The sequence below is a fragment of the Nocardiopsis sp. MT53 genome, from assembly GCF_019598965.1.
Taxonomy (GTDB): Bacteria; Actinomycetota; Actinomycetes; order Streptosporangiales; family Streptosporangiaceae; genus Nocardiopsis; species Nocardiopsis changdeensis.
On record NZ_CP080599.1, the window covers coordinates 186,770 to 200,278 of the forward strand.

The following is a 13,509-nucleotide window of genomic DNA, read 5'->3' on the forward strand; positions in this document are numbered from 1 at the left end:
CTCCTCGCGTCGGGGGGCGGGGGTACGGGAGCGGGAGGGGTGCGCGCCCACCGCGCACCCCTCCCGCTGCGTCCACGTTAGAGGTTCAGCTCCCCCCGGGCCACCGAGACCGCGTGACCGCCGATGAGCACCCGGTCACCCCGCCACTCCAGCAGCAGGTCACCGCCGCGCGCCGACGCCTGGTGGGCGGACAATTCCTTGCGGCCCAGCCGCTCGGCCCAGAACGGGGCGAGCACGGTGTGGGCGCGGCCGGTGACCGGGTCCTCGGCGATGCCGACCCGGGGGGCGAACACGCGGGACACGAAGTCCACGCCCTCCTCCGCCCGGGCGGTGGGGATGACCAGGTGGTAGGGCAGCCGGCCGAGGGCCGCGATGTCGGGCTCCAGGCCGCGCACCGTCGCCTCGTCGGCGACCTCGACGAGGAGGTCGTCCGCGCCGCCCAGGCCGACCCACAGGGGCTCGGTCCCCAGCGCCTCGGCCAGCCCGTCGGGGGCCGCGACGGGCACCGGGGGCTTGGCCGGGAAGTCCATCCACAGGCGCCCGTCGCGTTCGGCGACGGTGAGCAGGCCGCTGCGGGTGGTGAACCGGTACGGCCCCGGGACGCCGAGTTCGACCAGGGCGTGGGCGGTGGCCAGGGTGGCGTGTCCGCACAGGTCGATCTCGACGGTGGGGGTGAACCAGCGGAGTTCGTAGTCGGCTCCGGGGTCGTCGACCGGGCGGGCGAAGGCGGTCTCCGAGAGGTTGAACTCGGCGGCGACCCCCTGGGCCCAGGCGTCGTCGTAGGCGTCCTCCAGGACGAGGACGGCGGCGGGGTTCCCGGCCAGCGGCCGGTCGGTGAAGGCGTCGATCACGCGGTAGTCGGGCATGGGCCCATCCTGCCGACGCCGGACCCGGCGGGAAAGGGCCACTCGCGGGGCCAATGGCCCCTCCCCTCACAGGGGCGGCTCGTCCAGGATGAACATGGTCTGGGTGCTCTTGACCTCGGGGATGCGCTGCAGGCGCTCCAGGACGAAGGTGCGCAGGGCGCCGGCGTCGGCGACCCGGACCAGCAGCAGCAGGTCGACGTCGCCGGAGACGAGGGCGGCGTGGTCGACCTCGGGGATGTCGCGCAGGTACTCGCGGAACCTCTCCCAGGAGTGCTGCTCGATGCGCACCGAGACGTAGGCCGACAGGCCGATGCCGTACTTCTCGGGGTCGATGACGGCGGTGAACCCGCGGATGACCCCTTCGTCGCGCAGGCGCTCCAGGCGGGAGTAGGCGTTGGCCCGGGAGATGTGGGCCTGTTCGGCCACGGCCCGGATGGACATGCGGCCGTCGTCGCGGAGCAGGGAGATGATGCGGCGGTCGGTGTCGTCCAACGGCACGGCCATGTGTCTTACCTCATACCGCTCAGGCCGCGCTCCCATGAGACCCGGGGGATCGCGCGGCGGCGCTACTGAGCAGTTCGTCCAGTATCGGCGTGGGGGCATCGACAATATGGGGTGATTCGCCTCATATTCAAGACACGGAGTACACCGATCCGGGAACGCCTCCGGAGACCGCCGACGGCAATGGCGCCGCCGGAACCCGCGGTCCCGGGAGTGACAGGGTCGGCGGGCGGGCCGGTCGACGGCGACCGGCGCCGCCCCCGGACATGCCGAAGGGCCGTGGTCGTCGAGACCACGGCCCTTCGTCGGCCCGCCGGGTCGCGTGCCCCGGAGAGTCCTTTGTCCGTGAGGACACCTGGCGTCTCGGGCTCCCCGCGATCACGGGGACCCGGCAGGCCGGGCGGGGATGTCCCCTACCCGCGGCCTCGCAGGCGGTCGAACAGGGAGCCCAGGCTGTGGCGGCCGCTGCTCTGGGCGGTCAGGCCGCGGCCCTCGTCCTCGGCACCGGCGTGGGCGCCGGCGGGACGCCGGTTCCAGGCGAAGAACAGGGCGATGAGGATGGCCGGGATGATGGCCAGGGCCAGCAGGCCGGTCCCGCCCAGGACGCCGTCGCCGGCACCGGTGAGCTGGACGCCGGAGAGGTCGTTGGCGGCCGTCTGGGCGCTCACGCCGGAGTCGTCGGAGCCCTCGGAGTCGTCGGAGTCCGCGGCCGCGGCCTGCTCCTCGGCCTCCTTCTTCTCCGCCTCCTCCTTCTTCTCGGCCTCGGCCTTCTCGGCCTTCTCCTGCTCCTTCTTCTCCGCCTCTTCCTTCTTCTCCTCCTCGGACTCCTCGTTGAGGACTTCCTCGGGGATCGGCGAGACGGCGTCCTCGCACTTGTTGTCGGGCTGCTGGAAGGGGTGCGGGGCACCCTCGGTGCCGTTGCCGTCGCCCCACTCGGTGATGTAGTACTCGACGCCGTAGAGGTGGCCGTTGCCGCCGCTGACGGTGTAGTTCGTGTCGTCCCAGGTCTCGCCGGTCAGTTCGGCGAAGGTCTTGCCGTCCATGTCCAGCAGGACGTCGCAGTCGTTGGAGGGGACGCCGGGACCGCGGTCACCGATGAAGAATTCGGCCTTCTTGCCCTCGTAAACGACGTAGCCCTCGGTACCCAGCGGCCAGCTCGGGCTGGAGAAAAGGCCCTTCTGCATGGGCTCGCCGCCTGCGGGCGCGCCCGTGTCACCGTTGATGCCGGAACCGTCGTCCCAGAAGTAGGTCGCGGTGACTTTGCCGTACTGGATGGGAGTTTCGTTGCTCATTGAGTATCTGCCAGGTAGACAACAGGGCCGAGAAGACCTTCGGGCACGTCGCAGCAGTTCACCGGGCATGCTCGGGCACGCCTCGGAAAGGGCGACATGACAGGGCTCTCCCGCCGTGGAAATCGGCGGGTGGGAATCGGAAAGCGCCGATGGACTTCGGCGGTCCGCGGGGCCGGCTCATGGAGCGGGCGGCCCGGATTCCCGGAAAGGGTCTCGATTCCCCTGCGGCTCACAGGCCGGTCAAGGGCTCGGCACCACTTCGTAGAAGACTCATAACGAAGCGATCACGAGGACACTAACCCAGGTTTAAGCAAAGTGCGCAAGGATTCCGGGTAAAATGACGATCCGTGTTCACCCGGGCACGGTCCGGGTCGTTTCCCCGAGGCCTCCGGGAACAGCGGAACCCCCGTCGTGGCAGGGGTTCGGGCCCGCCCGGGGACGGCGGGCGGGCCCTGTCCGTGGCCCTCGTCACGGATTCCCTCCGACACGCCGCGAAGGCCGCCGGACCCCTTACGGGGACCGGTGTACGCGCCGGTAGGTCACGGCGGTCCCGGCCCGGGCGGCGCGGGCGCGCACACGGGCGCGCATCGTCAAGCCAGGGCAATCCGCCCTCTCCGGCAGGGTCACCGGGAGGGCGGGTGTTCCCCTCCCGACGCAAAGAACCCCGGGGGCCGCAACCCCCGGGGCCGTCTCCGGACTCAGGTCACCTGCCCGCGCCGGGCAAAGCGCTCCTCACGCCACTCCCCCGTGCGGACCACCTCGTGCAGGGCCTCGGTCGCGTCCCACACGTCCGTGTACCGCAGGTACAGCGGGGTGAAGCCGAACCGCATCACGTCCGGCGCCCGGAAGTCGCCGATCACACCGCGGGCGATCAGCGCCTGCACGATCGGGTACCCGGCGCCCTCCTCCGGCTCCACCAGGGCGACCTGGCTGCCGCGCCGGGCGTGCTCGGCCGGGGTGACCGAGGAGATGCCGGCCTCCGCCGCCCGGGCCAGGAACAGGTCCGTCATCGCCAGGCTCTTGGCGCGCACCAGGGCGAGGTCGGCCCGGGCCCACACGTCCAGGCTCGCCTCCAGGGCGGCGTCGGCCACCAGGGGCTGCGAGCCGCTGAGGAAGCGCGACACCCCCGGGGCGGGCTCGTAGTCGCCGGTGAAGTCGAAGGGGCGGGCGTGCCCGTGCCAGCCGCTGAGCGGCTGGTCGGCCGCGGCGTGGTGGCGGCGGGCGGCGTACAGGAACGCGGGGGCGCCCGGGCCGGCGTTGAGGTACTTGTAGGTGCAGCCGACCGCGAAGTCGGCCCCGGAGGCGGACAGCTCCACCGGCACCGCCCCGACGCTGTGGCACAGGTCCCAGATCACCAGGGCGCCGTGCTCGTGGGCCAGCCGGGTGATGCCGGGCATGTCGCGCAGGGTGCCGGTGCGGTAGTCCACGTGGCTGAGCAGCAGCACCGCCACGTCCCCGGCGGCCAGTTCGCGCTCCAGGTCCGGGCCGTCGGGGTCCACCCGGCGCTGGACCGCCCCGGCCAGGGAGACGGCGCCCTCGGCGACGTACAGGTCCGTGGGGAAGTTGCCCGCCTCGCCCAGGACGACGGAGCGGTCCGACATGCGCAGCGCGGCGATGACGCACTTGAACAGGTTGGCCGAGGTGCCGTCGCCGACGATCACCTCGTCGGGGTCCGCGCCGACCAGCGGGGCGACCTTGGCGCCCAGGGTGCGGGGCTTGTCCCACCAGCCGGCGTCGTTCCAGCTGCGGATGAGGTCCTGCCCCCACTCCCGCTCGATCATGTCGGCGACCCGGCCCGGGGTGCTGCGCGGCAGCGCGCCCAGCGAGTTGCCGTCCAGGTAGATCACCCCGGCGGGGAGCACGAACTCGTCGCGCAGCGGGGCCAGCGGGTCGGCGGCGTCGAGCGCGGCGCACTCCTGCCGGGTGGTGGGCGTCATCGGGCGTCCTGCTTCCTGCTCATGGTGGTTCGGTGTCACGGGGCCGGGCTCAGATGGTGCTGCGCAGGGACCACAGCTCGGGGAAGACGTCCTTCTCGACGTTGCGGGCCAGCCAGGTGAGGCCGTTGGAGCCGCCGCTGCCGGGCTTGCCGCCCATGGTGCGCTTGACCGCCATGAGGTGCAGGTGGCGCCACCGCGTCACCCGCTCGGCGACGTCCATCAGGGCCTCGGCCAGCAGGTAGAGGTCGTTGCCGGGGTTGTCGTCGGCGTAGACGCGCGCCCACGCCTCCTCCACGCGCGCGTCGGGCGCGTACTCCTGCGTCCAGTCGCGCTCGGCGGCCCCGGCGGGCACCGGCAGGCCGCGCCGGCGCAGGAGGCGCAGCGCGGCGTCGTACAGGCTCGGCCGCTCCAGCAGGTCGCGCAGGTCGGCGGCGACGCCGGCCATGCCCTTGTGCGGGCGGATCATGGGGGCGGACTTGTTGCCGAGCACGAACTCCAGCTTGCGGTAGCCGAAGGACTGGAAGCCCGACGCCTCGCCGAAGGAGTCGCGGAACCGGTTGAACTCGGTGGGGCTCATGTCCCCGAGCAGCTTCCAGGAGTCGTTGAGGACGTCCTGGGCGGCGGTGGCGCGGCGCAGCCAGGCCAGCGCGCCGGGGACGTCGTCGTTCTCCAGGGCGTCGCGGGCCCGCTCCCAGCGCTCCTGGACCAGGACGAACAGCAGCTCCATGATCTGGGTGCCGATGATGAACGCCGTCTCGGCGGGCTCGTCGGTGCGCGGGTTCTGCAGGCGCAGCAGCGTGTCGATCCCGGCGTAGGCGACGTAGGGGGTGTTGCGGTCGAAGGACAGGGTGGGCTGCCCCGCGTTCTCCTGCGCCCGCCGGGCCCGGGCCTCGGCATCGGTGCCCTCGACATCGGCGGGGATGTACGGGCACTGCTGTGCGGACGTCGTGGTGAGCATCGGGAGGACCCCTCGTGTACTGCGCGGAACGTGCTGGGTGCACACGGCGCCGCCCGTGGAACCCCCGTCACGGCGCTGTGTACGTCAGCACACATGATCGAGCAGAAGAGGGGGGAAAGGAATGGACGTTGCACTCCAAAGCAGGACATCAACCTGGTATCCATAACATGTCCGGAAAATCTACTTTTGGATTGCAAAGCATGGCCTCACGAGCGCCCACGGCGCTGGACGGCGTCGACCAGCGGATCCTCGCCGAGCTCCAGCGGGACGGCCGCCTGTCCTTCAACGAGCTGTCCCGCCGCGTCAACCTCTCGGCCCCCGCCGTGGCCGACCGGGTGCGGCGCCTCACCGACCGCGGGGTGATCACCGGCTACCATGCGCACGTGGACCCGGCCGCCGCCGGCCTGCCGGTGACCGCTCTGGTACGCATGCAGTGCTTCGGCGCGCACTGCCTGCTGCGCGAGCCGGGGTCGCTGGAACGGCCCGAGATCCTCCAGGCCCACCGGGTCACCGGCGACGACTGCTGCGTCCTGCTCATCGCGGTGCGCACCATGGAGCACTTCGAGGAGGTCATCGACGGCCTCGCCGCGCACGGCCGCCCCTCCAGCACGATGATCCTGTCCAGCCCGGTGCCCTGGCGCCCGGTCTCAGCCCCGAGGACCCCATGAGCGTGCTCATCGACACCCCCGTCTGGCCCGGCCCCCGCGGCTGGCTGTTCGCGCACCTGGTGAGCGACAGCTCCTACGCCGAACTGCACGACTTCGCCCGTGAGCTGGGCGTGCCCGAGCGGGCCTTCGACCGCGACCACTACGACATCCCCGAGCACCTGCACGCCCGGGCCCTGGCCCTGGGCGCCGAGCACGTGACCGGGAAGGAGCTGGTGACCCGGCTGCGGGCCGCCGGCCTGCGCCGCCCCAGGCTCCGGGCCTAGGCCGCGCCCTTGTGGACCCCCGCTCCGCTCCGGCCCGCCCGTCGAGTGGCGGAAGGTCCTCGACGGGCGCCTCACGCGCTCCGCGGGCCGTCCGGGGACGCCGCCTCGGCGGCCAGCCGGTCCAGTTCGGCGAGCATGTTGGACCGGGCCCTGGCCTCCCAGTGGATGCGGCCGAACTCGGTGTGGAATATCTGCGGGGCGTCCAGCATGCCGCGCAGCACCCGGGAGCGGCCCTCCCGGAACGCCTCCTCGGGCACCCGGCGGTACTCGGCGCGGACCGCCGCCGTGTAGGCCAGGTACTCGTCCGGGGCCCCGGCCAGGACGGACAGGTCGGCGTCGGAGAGCACCTGCCCGTCGGAGTCGTCCGGCCCGGGGGCGTGCTCCCTGGTCATCAGGACCAGCCGGGCCACCTCACCGACCCGCTCGGGGGCCAGGCCCAGCATGGGGAGCAGCTCGCGGGCCAGCCCGGCGCTGCGGTCCTCGTCCAGTCCGGGCTCGGTCTCGTACACGGCGTCGTGGAACCAGACCGCGTAGCGGACCAGGTCGGGCGAGACCGCCTCTTCGGCCAGGATGTCCACGGCCCGCAGCGTCGCCCACAGGTGGGTGAGGGTGTGGTAGCGCCGGTGGGGCTCGCTCCAGCGCGTCAGGAGCTCGCGCCCCACGGCCCGGGCCTGCGGGGAGTCCCCGGCCAGCCGTTCCCAGGAGGCTTCGAGCAGGATCCCCTCCTCCTCGTTGAGCATCCGTGCCCTCCTCCTCGGCCGCCGCCGCGGCCTCCGTCTCCCGTCGCGTCCGCCACAGTCTCCCCTACCCGGGTACCGCGGTTCGAGTCCCGTACCCCGTTCCCGGCCGACGCGCCTCAGCCGTCGGCGGTGAGCCCCGCCTCGTAGGCGAGGATCGCCGCCTGCACGCGGTTGCGCAGCCCCAGCCGGTTGAGGATCGCGCTGACGTAGCTCTTGACGGTGCCCTCCACCAGGAACAGGCGGTCGGCGATGTCGGCGTTGGACAGGCCCGCGCCCACCAGGGCCAGGACCTCCCGCTCCCGCTGGGTCAGCTGCTCGACGCGGGTCCTGGCCGCGGCCTCGCGGGCCGGGCGACCGCCGCCGAAGCGGTCGATCACCTGCCGGGCCACCTGCGGGGACAGGTAGGCGCCGCCGTCGGCGACCGCGTGCACGCCGGTGATCAGCTCGCGCGGGTCGCCCGCCTTGAGCAGGAACCCCGAGGCCCCGTCGCCCAGGGCGCGGGAGATGTAGGCGTCCTCTCCGAAGGTGGTGAGGACGACCACCGCGGTGGACGGGGCCAGCCGGCGCATCTCGGCCGCCGCGGCGAGCCCGTCCAGGCGGGGCATGCGGATGTCGACCAGGGCCACGTCCGGGCGGTGGGAGACCGCCAGGTCCACCGCCTCCCGGCCGTCGGCGGCCTCGGCCACCACCTCGATATCCGGGTCGCTCTGCACGATGGCCCGCACCCCCGCGCGGATCATCGCCTCGTCGTCGGCGATCAGCACCCTGATCACGTGTGCTCTCCTCATGGTCGTCGTCGCGGGCCCGGCGGGCGCGCTCACCGTATCGGTGCCTCGCCCTTGGCGGACAGCCGGCCGTCGGTGAAGCACAGCTGGTAGAACACCTGGTCCTCGTCGAACAGGTCGGCGCTGCTGCGGTAGTAGCTGCACACGGCCCCCTCGGGCACCGCGCCCTCGGCCAGCTCCCGGGCGTCGAACGGCACCGAGAAGGGCGGCAGCGCCTCCTCGACCTCGCTCTGCGGTGTCCCCGGGCGCAGTGCCCCGAACTCCTCCGGTGTGAGGGTGGTCTCCTCCATGCTCGCGGCCATCACCCAGAAGACCAGCGCCGCCAGCCCCGCGACGGCCGCCAGGGGCACCGCCACCAGGGCCATCGACCAGCCGCGGATGCGGCGCCGCGCGGCCCGCTGGAGCCGGTCGATGGCGGTGTCCTCGTCCTCCTCGGCCGCCTCGCCGGGCGGCGCGGCCCCGCCCCGCCGGGGGATGACCGCGCACACCTCCCAGGCCCCGTCCCCGGTGGGGCCCGCGGCGAAGGCCCCGCCGGCCAGCCGGACGCGTTCGCGCAGCCCGATGAGGCCGCGCCCGCCGCCGACCCCGTGCCGCCCCGCCGCCGCCTCCTCGGGGACGGGGTTGACCACCCGCACCTCCAGGCGCTCCCCGTCGCCGGCGATGGAGACCGCCACCTCCGCTCCCGGGGCGTGCCGGGTGGCGTTGGTCAGGGACTCCTGGACGACCCGGTGCACCGCCCGGCCCACCATCGGCGCCAGGGCCGCGGTGTCGATGTCGCGGACCAGGGCGATCCGCATGCCGGAGTCGCGGGCCCGCTCGACGAGGTCGGCGACCCCCTCCCCGGTCGGGGTGACGGGGTCGGGCTCGGCCTCGGTGCGCAGCACCCCGATGATCTCCCGCAGGTGCTCGGTGGCGGTGACCGCGGTGGCGCGCAGTTCGGCGACGGCCTCGCGGTGGCGCTCCCCCAGCCCGGGGTCGACCTCCAGGGCCCCGGCGCGCAGGGCGATCAGGCTGAGCTCGTGCCCCAGGGAGTCGTGCATGTCCTGGGCGATCCGCGAGCGCTCCCGGCTGCGGGCCTGCTCGGCGACGAGCCGGTGCTCGCGGCGGAGCTGGCGGGCGTGCTCCCACCCCGCGGCGGCCAGCTCGGTGTGCTGGCGGCGGTGGGCCCCGAGCAGCCAGGCGGGTCCGGTGTTGACCAGCAGGGTGACGACCGCCACCGCCCACGTGCTCAGCGGGTAGGCGCCCCACAGCAGCGGCAGGGTCCCCAGCACCAGGGCCGCGGCGGCCAGGGCCAGGGCGGGGCGCGTGTCGGGCGAGCGGCGGCCCGCGAGGTAGGAGACACAGGCCAGCAGCAGCCCGCCGCAGAAGAACCAGAACGAGGCGGCCGCGGACACGACCAGGGCGGCCGGGGGGTGGCGGCGGGCGAGCAGGGCGGCGGCCGCCGCCACCGCCACTCCGGTCGCGCCCCGGGCGGCGGCCTCGCCCGCACCGGTCGCGCCCACTGCGAAGACCACCACCGCCTCGCCCGCGAACAGCAGGGCCGCGACCGCCCCCAGGGCCGCATCGCCCAGCGCGGCGGCCCGGGTGGGCGGCCCCGGCAGCGGCCGCACCGCGCGCCGCAGGGCGCGGCGGGCACGGGTCGCTCGGGTCGGGGCGGGTTCTTCCATGCCACCGAAGCTACCGACCGGCACGCCGCCCCCGGTACCCACGAAAGTCAGTTCCGGTACGACCGGCGTTGCCTATCATGGGATGAATTGCGGTCCCCTTCCGTGGTCCCCCTCGTCGCGTCGTGCTGGTACCCGGAAAGCGCCCAGGACGAGCGCGCGGGACGGGAACCACGAAAGGGGCGGACGCATGTCGCCGCTGGAGACGCTGCGCCGGATGCACCACCTGGCCGGATGGCCACTCCTCACGGCGAGCTTCATGGCCCGCCTGCCGATCTCGATGTCCCTCATCGGCCTGCTCACCCTCGTCACCGGGGCGACCGGCAGCGTGGCCGCGGGCGGGGCGGTGACCGGGGCCTTCGCCCTGGGCGAGACCGTCGGCGGGCCCGTCATCGCCCGGTTCGCCGACCGCCACGGCCAGCGCCGCCCCCTGCTGGTGATGTCGCTGGTCGACGCCGTCCTCATCGCGCTGCTCGTGGCCGCCGTCCTGGCGGGGTACGGCCTGCCCGTCCTGGCCGGGCTCGCCGCCCTGGCCGGCCTGTGCCTGCCCCAGGTCGCCCCCATGGCGCGGACCCGGTGGGTGGTGCTCATCCGCCGGCGCGGCGACCGGGGCGTGGAGCGGGAGCGCTCGCTGGCCGCCGCCATGTCGGTGGAGGGCGTGCTCGACGAGGCCGCCTTCGTCCTGGGCCCGGCCCTGGTCGGGGTCCTGACCGTGCTGGTCTCGCCCACCGCCAGCGTGCTGGGCGCCGCCGTGCTCATCGGCGTGTTCGGAACGGTGTTCGCGCTGCACCCCACGGCGCCGCCCGGGTCCGCGCCGGTCCGCGGCCGGGGCGGCCGGATCGCCGTGCCCGCCCTGCTGGTGCTGACCGTGCCCATGTTCTGCCAGGGCCTGTTCTTCGGCGGCATGTCCACGGGGGTCACCGCGTTCGCCGCCGAGTCGGGGTACGGCGACCTGTCAGGGCTGATGTACGCGGTGATGGGCGCCAGCAGCGCCGTGGCGGGCCTGCTGATGGCCTCCCTGCCGGCGGGCTTCACCCTCACCTCCCGCGCGCGGGTCGCGGCCGGGGCGCTGTTCCTGCTCTCCCTGCCGCTGTACCTGCCGCACGGGGCGGCCACCCTGGCCCTGGCCGTGTTCGTCCTGGGCGCCGCGATCGGCCCGCACCTGGTGACCCTGTTCGCGCTGGTGGAGAGGGCCGCCCCGGCCAGCCGCCTGTCGCAGTCGATGGCGATCGTGCTGAGCAGCCTCATCCTGGGCCAGGCGCTGGGCTCGGCGGTGGCCGGGACGCTGGCCGACGCGCACGGCTACCAGGGGGCGTTCGCCCTGGCCACGCTGGGCGGGCTGGTCTCCCTGCTGGTGACCGTGGCGGTCATGCGGACCCGCTGGTACGGGCGCTCCCCCGAGGCCGGGGAGGCCCCCGGATCCGGGGGCGCCGCGGACATACCGCCCCACGGGAGTGATACCGGGAACATCAGGCGTTAAACGAGCGTTAAAAGACGACCTGCAGATCCTGACGACCCTTAGGCTCGGACCTTGTGCTCGGACTCATGACCATCCTCGACTCCCGCCGTTCGAAAGAGGACGACGTGCCACAGCTCACCGGACTGGCCCGCATCACCCTCTCGGTGCGCGACCGCGACGAAAGCGTGGACTTCTACCGCGACGTGCTCGGCTTCAAGGTCAAGTGCCGCCGCGACCACGACGGCACCCTGCGGACCGAGTGCCTGCACCCCGCCTCGGGGCTGCTCCTGGCACTGATCCAGCACCGGAACAACTTCAAGAACCGGTTCGACCGCAGGCACTGCGGCCTGGACCGGCTCACCCTCGGCGTCGCCAACCTCGGCGAGCTGGAGGCGTGGGAGGAGCGGTTCGCCGACAAGGACGTGGACCACCTGCCGATCGTGCACGGCGAGGAGGGCTCCACGCTGCTCTTCTACGACCCCGACGGCACGGAGCTGGCCCTGTTCACCCGCGCCGACCTGGAGGAGGACGCGGGCTGACAGGGCCCGTCCCTCAGCGCTCGCACTCCACCAGCTTCAGGCGCACGTCGCGCTCGGCGAGTTCGTCGACGGCCGAGCGCGGGAGCCGGTCGTCGGTGATGATGAGGTCGAACTGCTCCAGGCTCGCCACCCGGAAGGTGCCGAACTTCCCGTACTTGGTGCTGTCCACGGTGAGCACGCTCTTGGAGGCGATGCGCAGCAGCTGCTGCTTGGCCACCACCTTGGCCTCGGACGGGGTGGTCGACCCGCGCTCGGCGTCCCAGGAGCTGCTGGCGATGAACGCCAGGTCCACGTTGACCTGCTTGAGGAACTCGGCGGTGAAGCGGCCCACCGACGAGTGGTCGGAGTGGGACACCACGCCGCCGGTGTGGATGAGCTCGATGCCCGGGTACTCCATCAGGTGGCCCACGACGTTGAAGTCGCTGGTGATGACGGTGAGCCCGACCTTGTCGGTGAGCATCGGGACCATCTGGAGCGTGGTCGTGCCCGCGTCGAGGTAGATGGTGAAGTTCTCGCGCACCAGGTCGGCCGCGGCCCGCGCGATGGCCCGCTTGGCGGGCACCTCCAGCTGGGCCTTGGCCAGGTAGGACGGCTCGCTCTTGAGCCGCGCGGCGAGCCGCACCCCTCCGGTGACCGACAGGACCTTGCCGTCGTTCTCCAGTGCCTGGATGTCGCGACGGACGGTCATGTGGGACACGGACAGCATCGAGGTGAGCTCGTTGATACTCAGCACATGCCGCTCCTGGAGGAGCTTGAGGATGTGCTCTCGTCGCTGGTCCGGAATCATCGTTCGCCTCACACTCGGGGGCCTGGCCGCTGCGCCGTGCGGTCACGACGCCGTGTAACAAAGTTTCCCAGTTCGCGGCACCGGGGACGGCTGTCCCACGACGTGAGTCCGCTCGCAATCGCGCGGGAACCCCCCGGACACACCGCCGTTCGCGCCCCGGCGGCCGCCCGCCGCAACCGGTTTCGGCGTTTTTCCTGTTTGCCCCACGTGCGCCGGTGGTTTTTGCCACCCTTGACAGCATGACGTTGTCCATCGCACTGCGCGGAGACACCGCACGTTTCCCCGGGAACACGCTCCCGGCCCTGCGCTCAGCCTGGCGCGCCGGGGCCGACCTGGTCAAGATCGACGTCCACCTGACCTCCGACGGGTACCCCGTCCTGGTCGACGAACGCACCGTGGCGACCCCGGGGTCCCCGCCGCGGCCGGTGGCCGAACTGACCCTCGCCGAACTCGCCGGAGCCCGCGACGACGTGGACCGGCGCATCCCGACACTGATGGAGGTCACCGCGGAGTTCACGGGTGACGAGGGGCCGCCCCTGCTGGTGGACTCCGCCACCCCGGAGGCCGCCCTGGCCGCGGACACCCTGCTGCGCGACCGGGTCACCGCCCGGGTCCTGCACACCGGCTCCACCGAGACCCTGGCCGCCCTGCGCGCCCAGAACCCCGACGCCCGCCTCATGATCGCCTGGGACCAGCCGACCCCGCCGTCGGAGTCGGCCCTGCGCGGCCTGCGGCCGACGTACCTGGGGACGCACCACACCCTGATCACGCGGGACTCGATCGGGGAAATGCACCGATTCGGATATTCGGTCGCCGCGTGGACGGTGAACGATTTCACGGAGATGGCGCGTTTGGTCGGAATGGGAGTGGACGCCATCGCCACCGAACGGGTGGACGACCTCGTCCCCCTCACGACCGGCCGCGTCCAGGGGGGAGTGCAGACGACGGGGCAGCTCTGAGCCGCTTCCGCGGCCTCGTGCGCACCGTGGCGCCCCTGGGGAGGAGGCGCCACGGAGGGCATTTCACGCGACATTTCTCGCATGGTTCACA

General features: G+C 73.0%; 14 protein-coding genes. 5 read left to right on the forward strand and 9 right to left on the reverse strand.

Features of this window, described 5'->3' with window-relative positions; all coding sequences use genetic code 11:
• Window positions 1–77: 77 nt before the first annotated feature.
• The 5 genes from K1J57_RS00825 to K1J57_RS00845 all read right to left on the reverse strand — a co-directional run bounded on the left by K1J57_RS00825 (window position 78) and on the right by K1J57_RS00845 (window position 5,554).
• Window positions 78–866 carry a PhzF family phenazine biosynthesis protein gene (locus K1J57_RS00825; RefSeq protein ID WP_220562577.1) on the reverse strand — a complete coding sequence of 263 codons (789 nt, stop codon included), beginning with the start codon at window positions 864–866 and terminating at the stop codon, window positions 78–80.
• A gap of 66 nt (window positions 867–932) precedes the next feature.
• A complete protein-coding gene (locus K1J57_RS00830) occupies window positions 933–1,370 on the reverse strand; it encodes an Lrp/AsnC family transcriptional regulator (protein ID WP_220562578.1) in 438 nt (145 codons plus the stop codon).
• A gap of 410 nt (window positions 1,371–1,780) precedes the next feature.
• Window positions 1,781–2,659, reverse strand: coding sequence for a hypothetical protein (locus tag K1J57_RS00835; RefSeq protein WP_220562579.1), 879 nt, complete (start codon window positions 2,657–2,659; stop codon window positions 1,781–1,783).
• 698 nt (window positions 2,660–3,357) lie between these two features.
• The gene (gene kynU / locus K1J57_RS00840; RefSeq protein WP_220562580.1) at window positions 3,358–4,596 is read right to left on the reverse strand and encodes a kynureninase; all 1,239 of its coding nucleotides are present in this window, start codon (window positions 4,594–4,596) and stop codon (window positions 3,358–3,360) included.
• 49 nt (window positions 4,597–4,645) lie between these two features.
• Window positions 4,646–5,554 (reverse strand): tryptophan 2,3-dioxygenase, encoded by a 909-nt coding sequence (locus tag K1J57_RS00845; protein WP_220562581.1) that lies wholly within the window; start codon window positions 5,552–5,554, stop codon window positions 4,646–4,648.
• Window positions 5,555–5,754: 200 nt separating this feature from the next.
• On the opposite strand from K1J57_RS00845, the gene K1J57_RS00850 reads away from it, so the two are divergent.
• Window positions 5,755–6,222: an Lrp/AsnC family transcriptional regulator gene (locus K1J57_RS00850; RefSeq protein ID WP_220562582.1), complete on the forward strand. Its 468-nt coding sequence runs from the start codon at window positions 5,755–5,757 to the stop codon at window positions 6,220–6,222.
• Window positions 6,219–6,485: a DUF4031 domain-containing protein gene (locus K1J57_RS00855; protein WP_220562583.1), complete on the forward strand. Its 267-nt coding sequence runs from the start codon at window positions 6,219–6,221 to the stop codon at window positions 6,483–6,485. Before K1J57_RS00850 ends, K1J57_RS00855 begins: the two co-directional genes overlap by 4 nt.
• A 71-nt stretch (window positions 6,486–6,556) precedes the next feature.
• Here the strand turns inward: K1J57_RS00855 and K1J57_RS00860 are convergent, their stop codons facing one another.
• The 3 genes from K1J57_RS00860 to K1J57_RS00870 all read right to left on the reverse strand — a co-directional run bounded on the left by K1J57_RS00860 (window position 6,557) and on the right by K1J57_RS00870 (window position 9,677).
• Window positions 6,557–7,225, reverse strand: a complete 669-nt coding sequence (locus K1J57_RS00860) for a metal-dependent phosphohydrolase (RefSeq protein ID WP_220562584.1) — start codon at window positions 7,223–7,225, stop codon at window positions 6,557–6,559.
• Window positions 7,226–7,341: 116 nt separating this feature from the next.
• Window positions 7,342–7,998 carry a response regulator transcription factor gene (locus tag K1J57_RS00865; protein WP_220562585.1) on the reverse strand — a complete coding sequence of 219 codons (657 nt, stop codon included), beginning with the start codon at window positions 7,996–7,998 and terminating at the stop codon, window positions 7,342–7,344.
• Between the two features lie 44 nt (window positions 7,999–8,042).
• The gene (locus K1J57_RS00870) at window positions 8,043–9,677 is read right to left on the reverse strand and encodes a sensor histidine kinase (RefSeq protein ID WP_220562586.1); all 1,635 of its coding nucleotides are present in this window, start codon (window positions 9,675–9,677) and stop codon (window positions 8,043–8,045) included.
• A 187-nt stretch (window positions 9,678–9,864) separates the two neighbouring features.
• On the opposite strand from K1J57_RS00870, the gene K1J57_RS00875 reads away from it, so the two are divergent.
• Window positions 9,865–11,154, forward strand: a complete 1,290-nt coding sequence (locus K1J57_RS00875) for an MFS transporter (RefSeq protein WP_220562587.1) — start codon at window positions 9,865–9,867, stop codon at window positions 11,152–11,154.
• Between the two features lie 65 nt (window positions 11,155–11,219).
• Entirely contained in the window at window positions 11,220–11,672 is a 453-nt protein-coding gene (locus tag K1J57_RS00880; RefSeq protein ID WP_220562588.1) for a VOC family protein, read from the forward strand.
• Window positions 11,673–11,685: 13 nt separating this feature from the next.
• On the opposite strand, the gene K1J57_RS00885 is transcribed toward K1J57_RS00880, so the two are convergent.
• Complete coding sequence (locus K1J57_RS00885) at window positions 11,686–12,459, reverse strand: DeoR/GlpR family DNA-binding transcription regulator (RefSeq protein ID WP_220562589.1); 774 nt, start codon at window positions 12,457–12,459, stop codon at window positions 11,686–11,688.
• Window positions 12,460–12,698: 239 nt separating this feature from the next.
• On the opposite strand from K1J57_RS00885, the gene K1J57_RS00890 reads away from it, so the two are divergent.
• A complete protein-coding gene (locus K1J57_RS00890) occupies window positions 12,699–13,418 on the forward strand; it encodes a glycerophosphodiester phosphodiesterase (protein ID WP_220562590.1) in 720 nt (239 codons plus the stop codon).
• Window positions 13,419–13,509: the final 91 nt, after the last annotated feature.

What these genes read in the sequence shown, in the direction of transcription:
- K1J57_RS00850 (WP_220562582.1), top strand. Translation starts at nt 5,755, where the DNA reads ATGGCCTCACGAGCGCCCACGGCGCTGGACGGCGTCGACCAGCGGATC.
- K1J57_RS00860 (WP_220562584.1), bottom strand. Translation starts at nt 7,225, where the DNA reads ATGCTCAACGAGGAGGAGGGGATCCTGCTCGAAGCCTCCTGGGAACGG.
- K1J57_RS00880 (WP_220562588.1), top strand. Translation starts at nt 11,220, where the DNA reads ATGACCATCCTCGACTCCCGCCGTTCGAAAGAGGACGACGTGCCACAG.
- K1J57_RS00870 (WP_220562586.1), bottom strand. Translation starts at nt 9,677, where the DNA reads ATGGAAGAACCCGCCCCGACCCGAGCGACCCGTGCCCGCCGCGCCCTG.
- K1J57_RS00825 (WP_220562577.1), bottom strand. Translation starts at nt 866, where the DNA reads ATGCCCGACTACCGCGTGATCGACGCCTTCACCGACCGGCCGCTGGCC.
- K1J57_RS00845 (WP_220562581.1), bottom strand. Translation starts at nt 5,554, where the DNA reads ATGCTCACCACGACGTCCGCACAGCAGTGCCCGTACATCCCCGCCGAT.
- K1J57_RS00855 (WP_220562583.1), top strand. Translation starts at nt 6,219, where the DNA reads ATGAGCGTGCTCATCGACACCCCCGTCTGGCCCGGCCCCCGCGGCTGG.
- K1J57_RS00885 (WP_220562589.1), bottom strand. Translation starts at nt 12,459, where the DNA reads ATGATTCCGGACCAGCGACGAGAGCACATCCTCAAGCTCCTCCAGGAG.
- K1J57_RS00835 (WP_220562579.1), bottom strand. Translation starts at nt 2,659, where the DNA reads ATGAGCAACGAAACTCCCATCCAGTACGGCAAAGTCACCGCGACCTAC.
- K1J57_RS00830 (WP_220562578.1), bottom strand. Translation starts at nt 1,370, where the DNA reads ATGGCCGTGCCGTTGGACGACACCGACCGCCGCATCATCTCCCTGCTC.
- K1J57_RS00890 (WP_220562590.1), top strand. Translation starts at nt 12,699, where the DNA reads ATGACGTTGTCCATCGCACTGCGCGGAGACACCGCACGTTTCCCCGGG.
- kynU (WP_220562580.1), bottom strand. Translation starts at nt 4,596, where the DNA reads ATGACGCCCACCACCCGGCAGGAGTGCGCCGCGCTCGACGCCGCCGAC.
- K1J57_RS00875 (WP_220562587.1), top strand. Translation starts at nt 9,865, where the DNA reads ATGTCGCCGCTGGAGACGCTGCGCCGGATGCACCACCTGGCCGGATGG.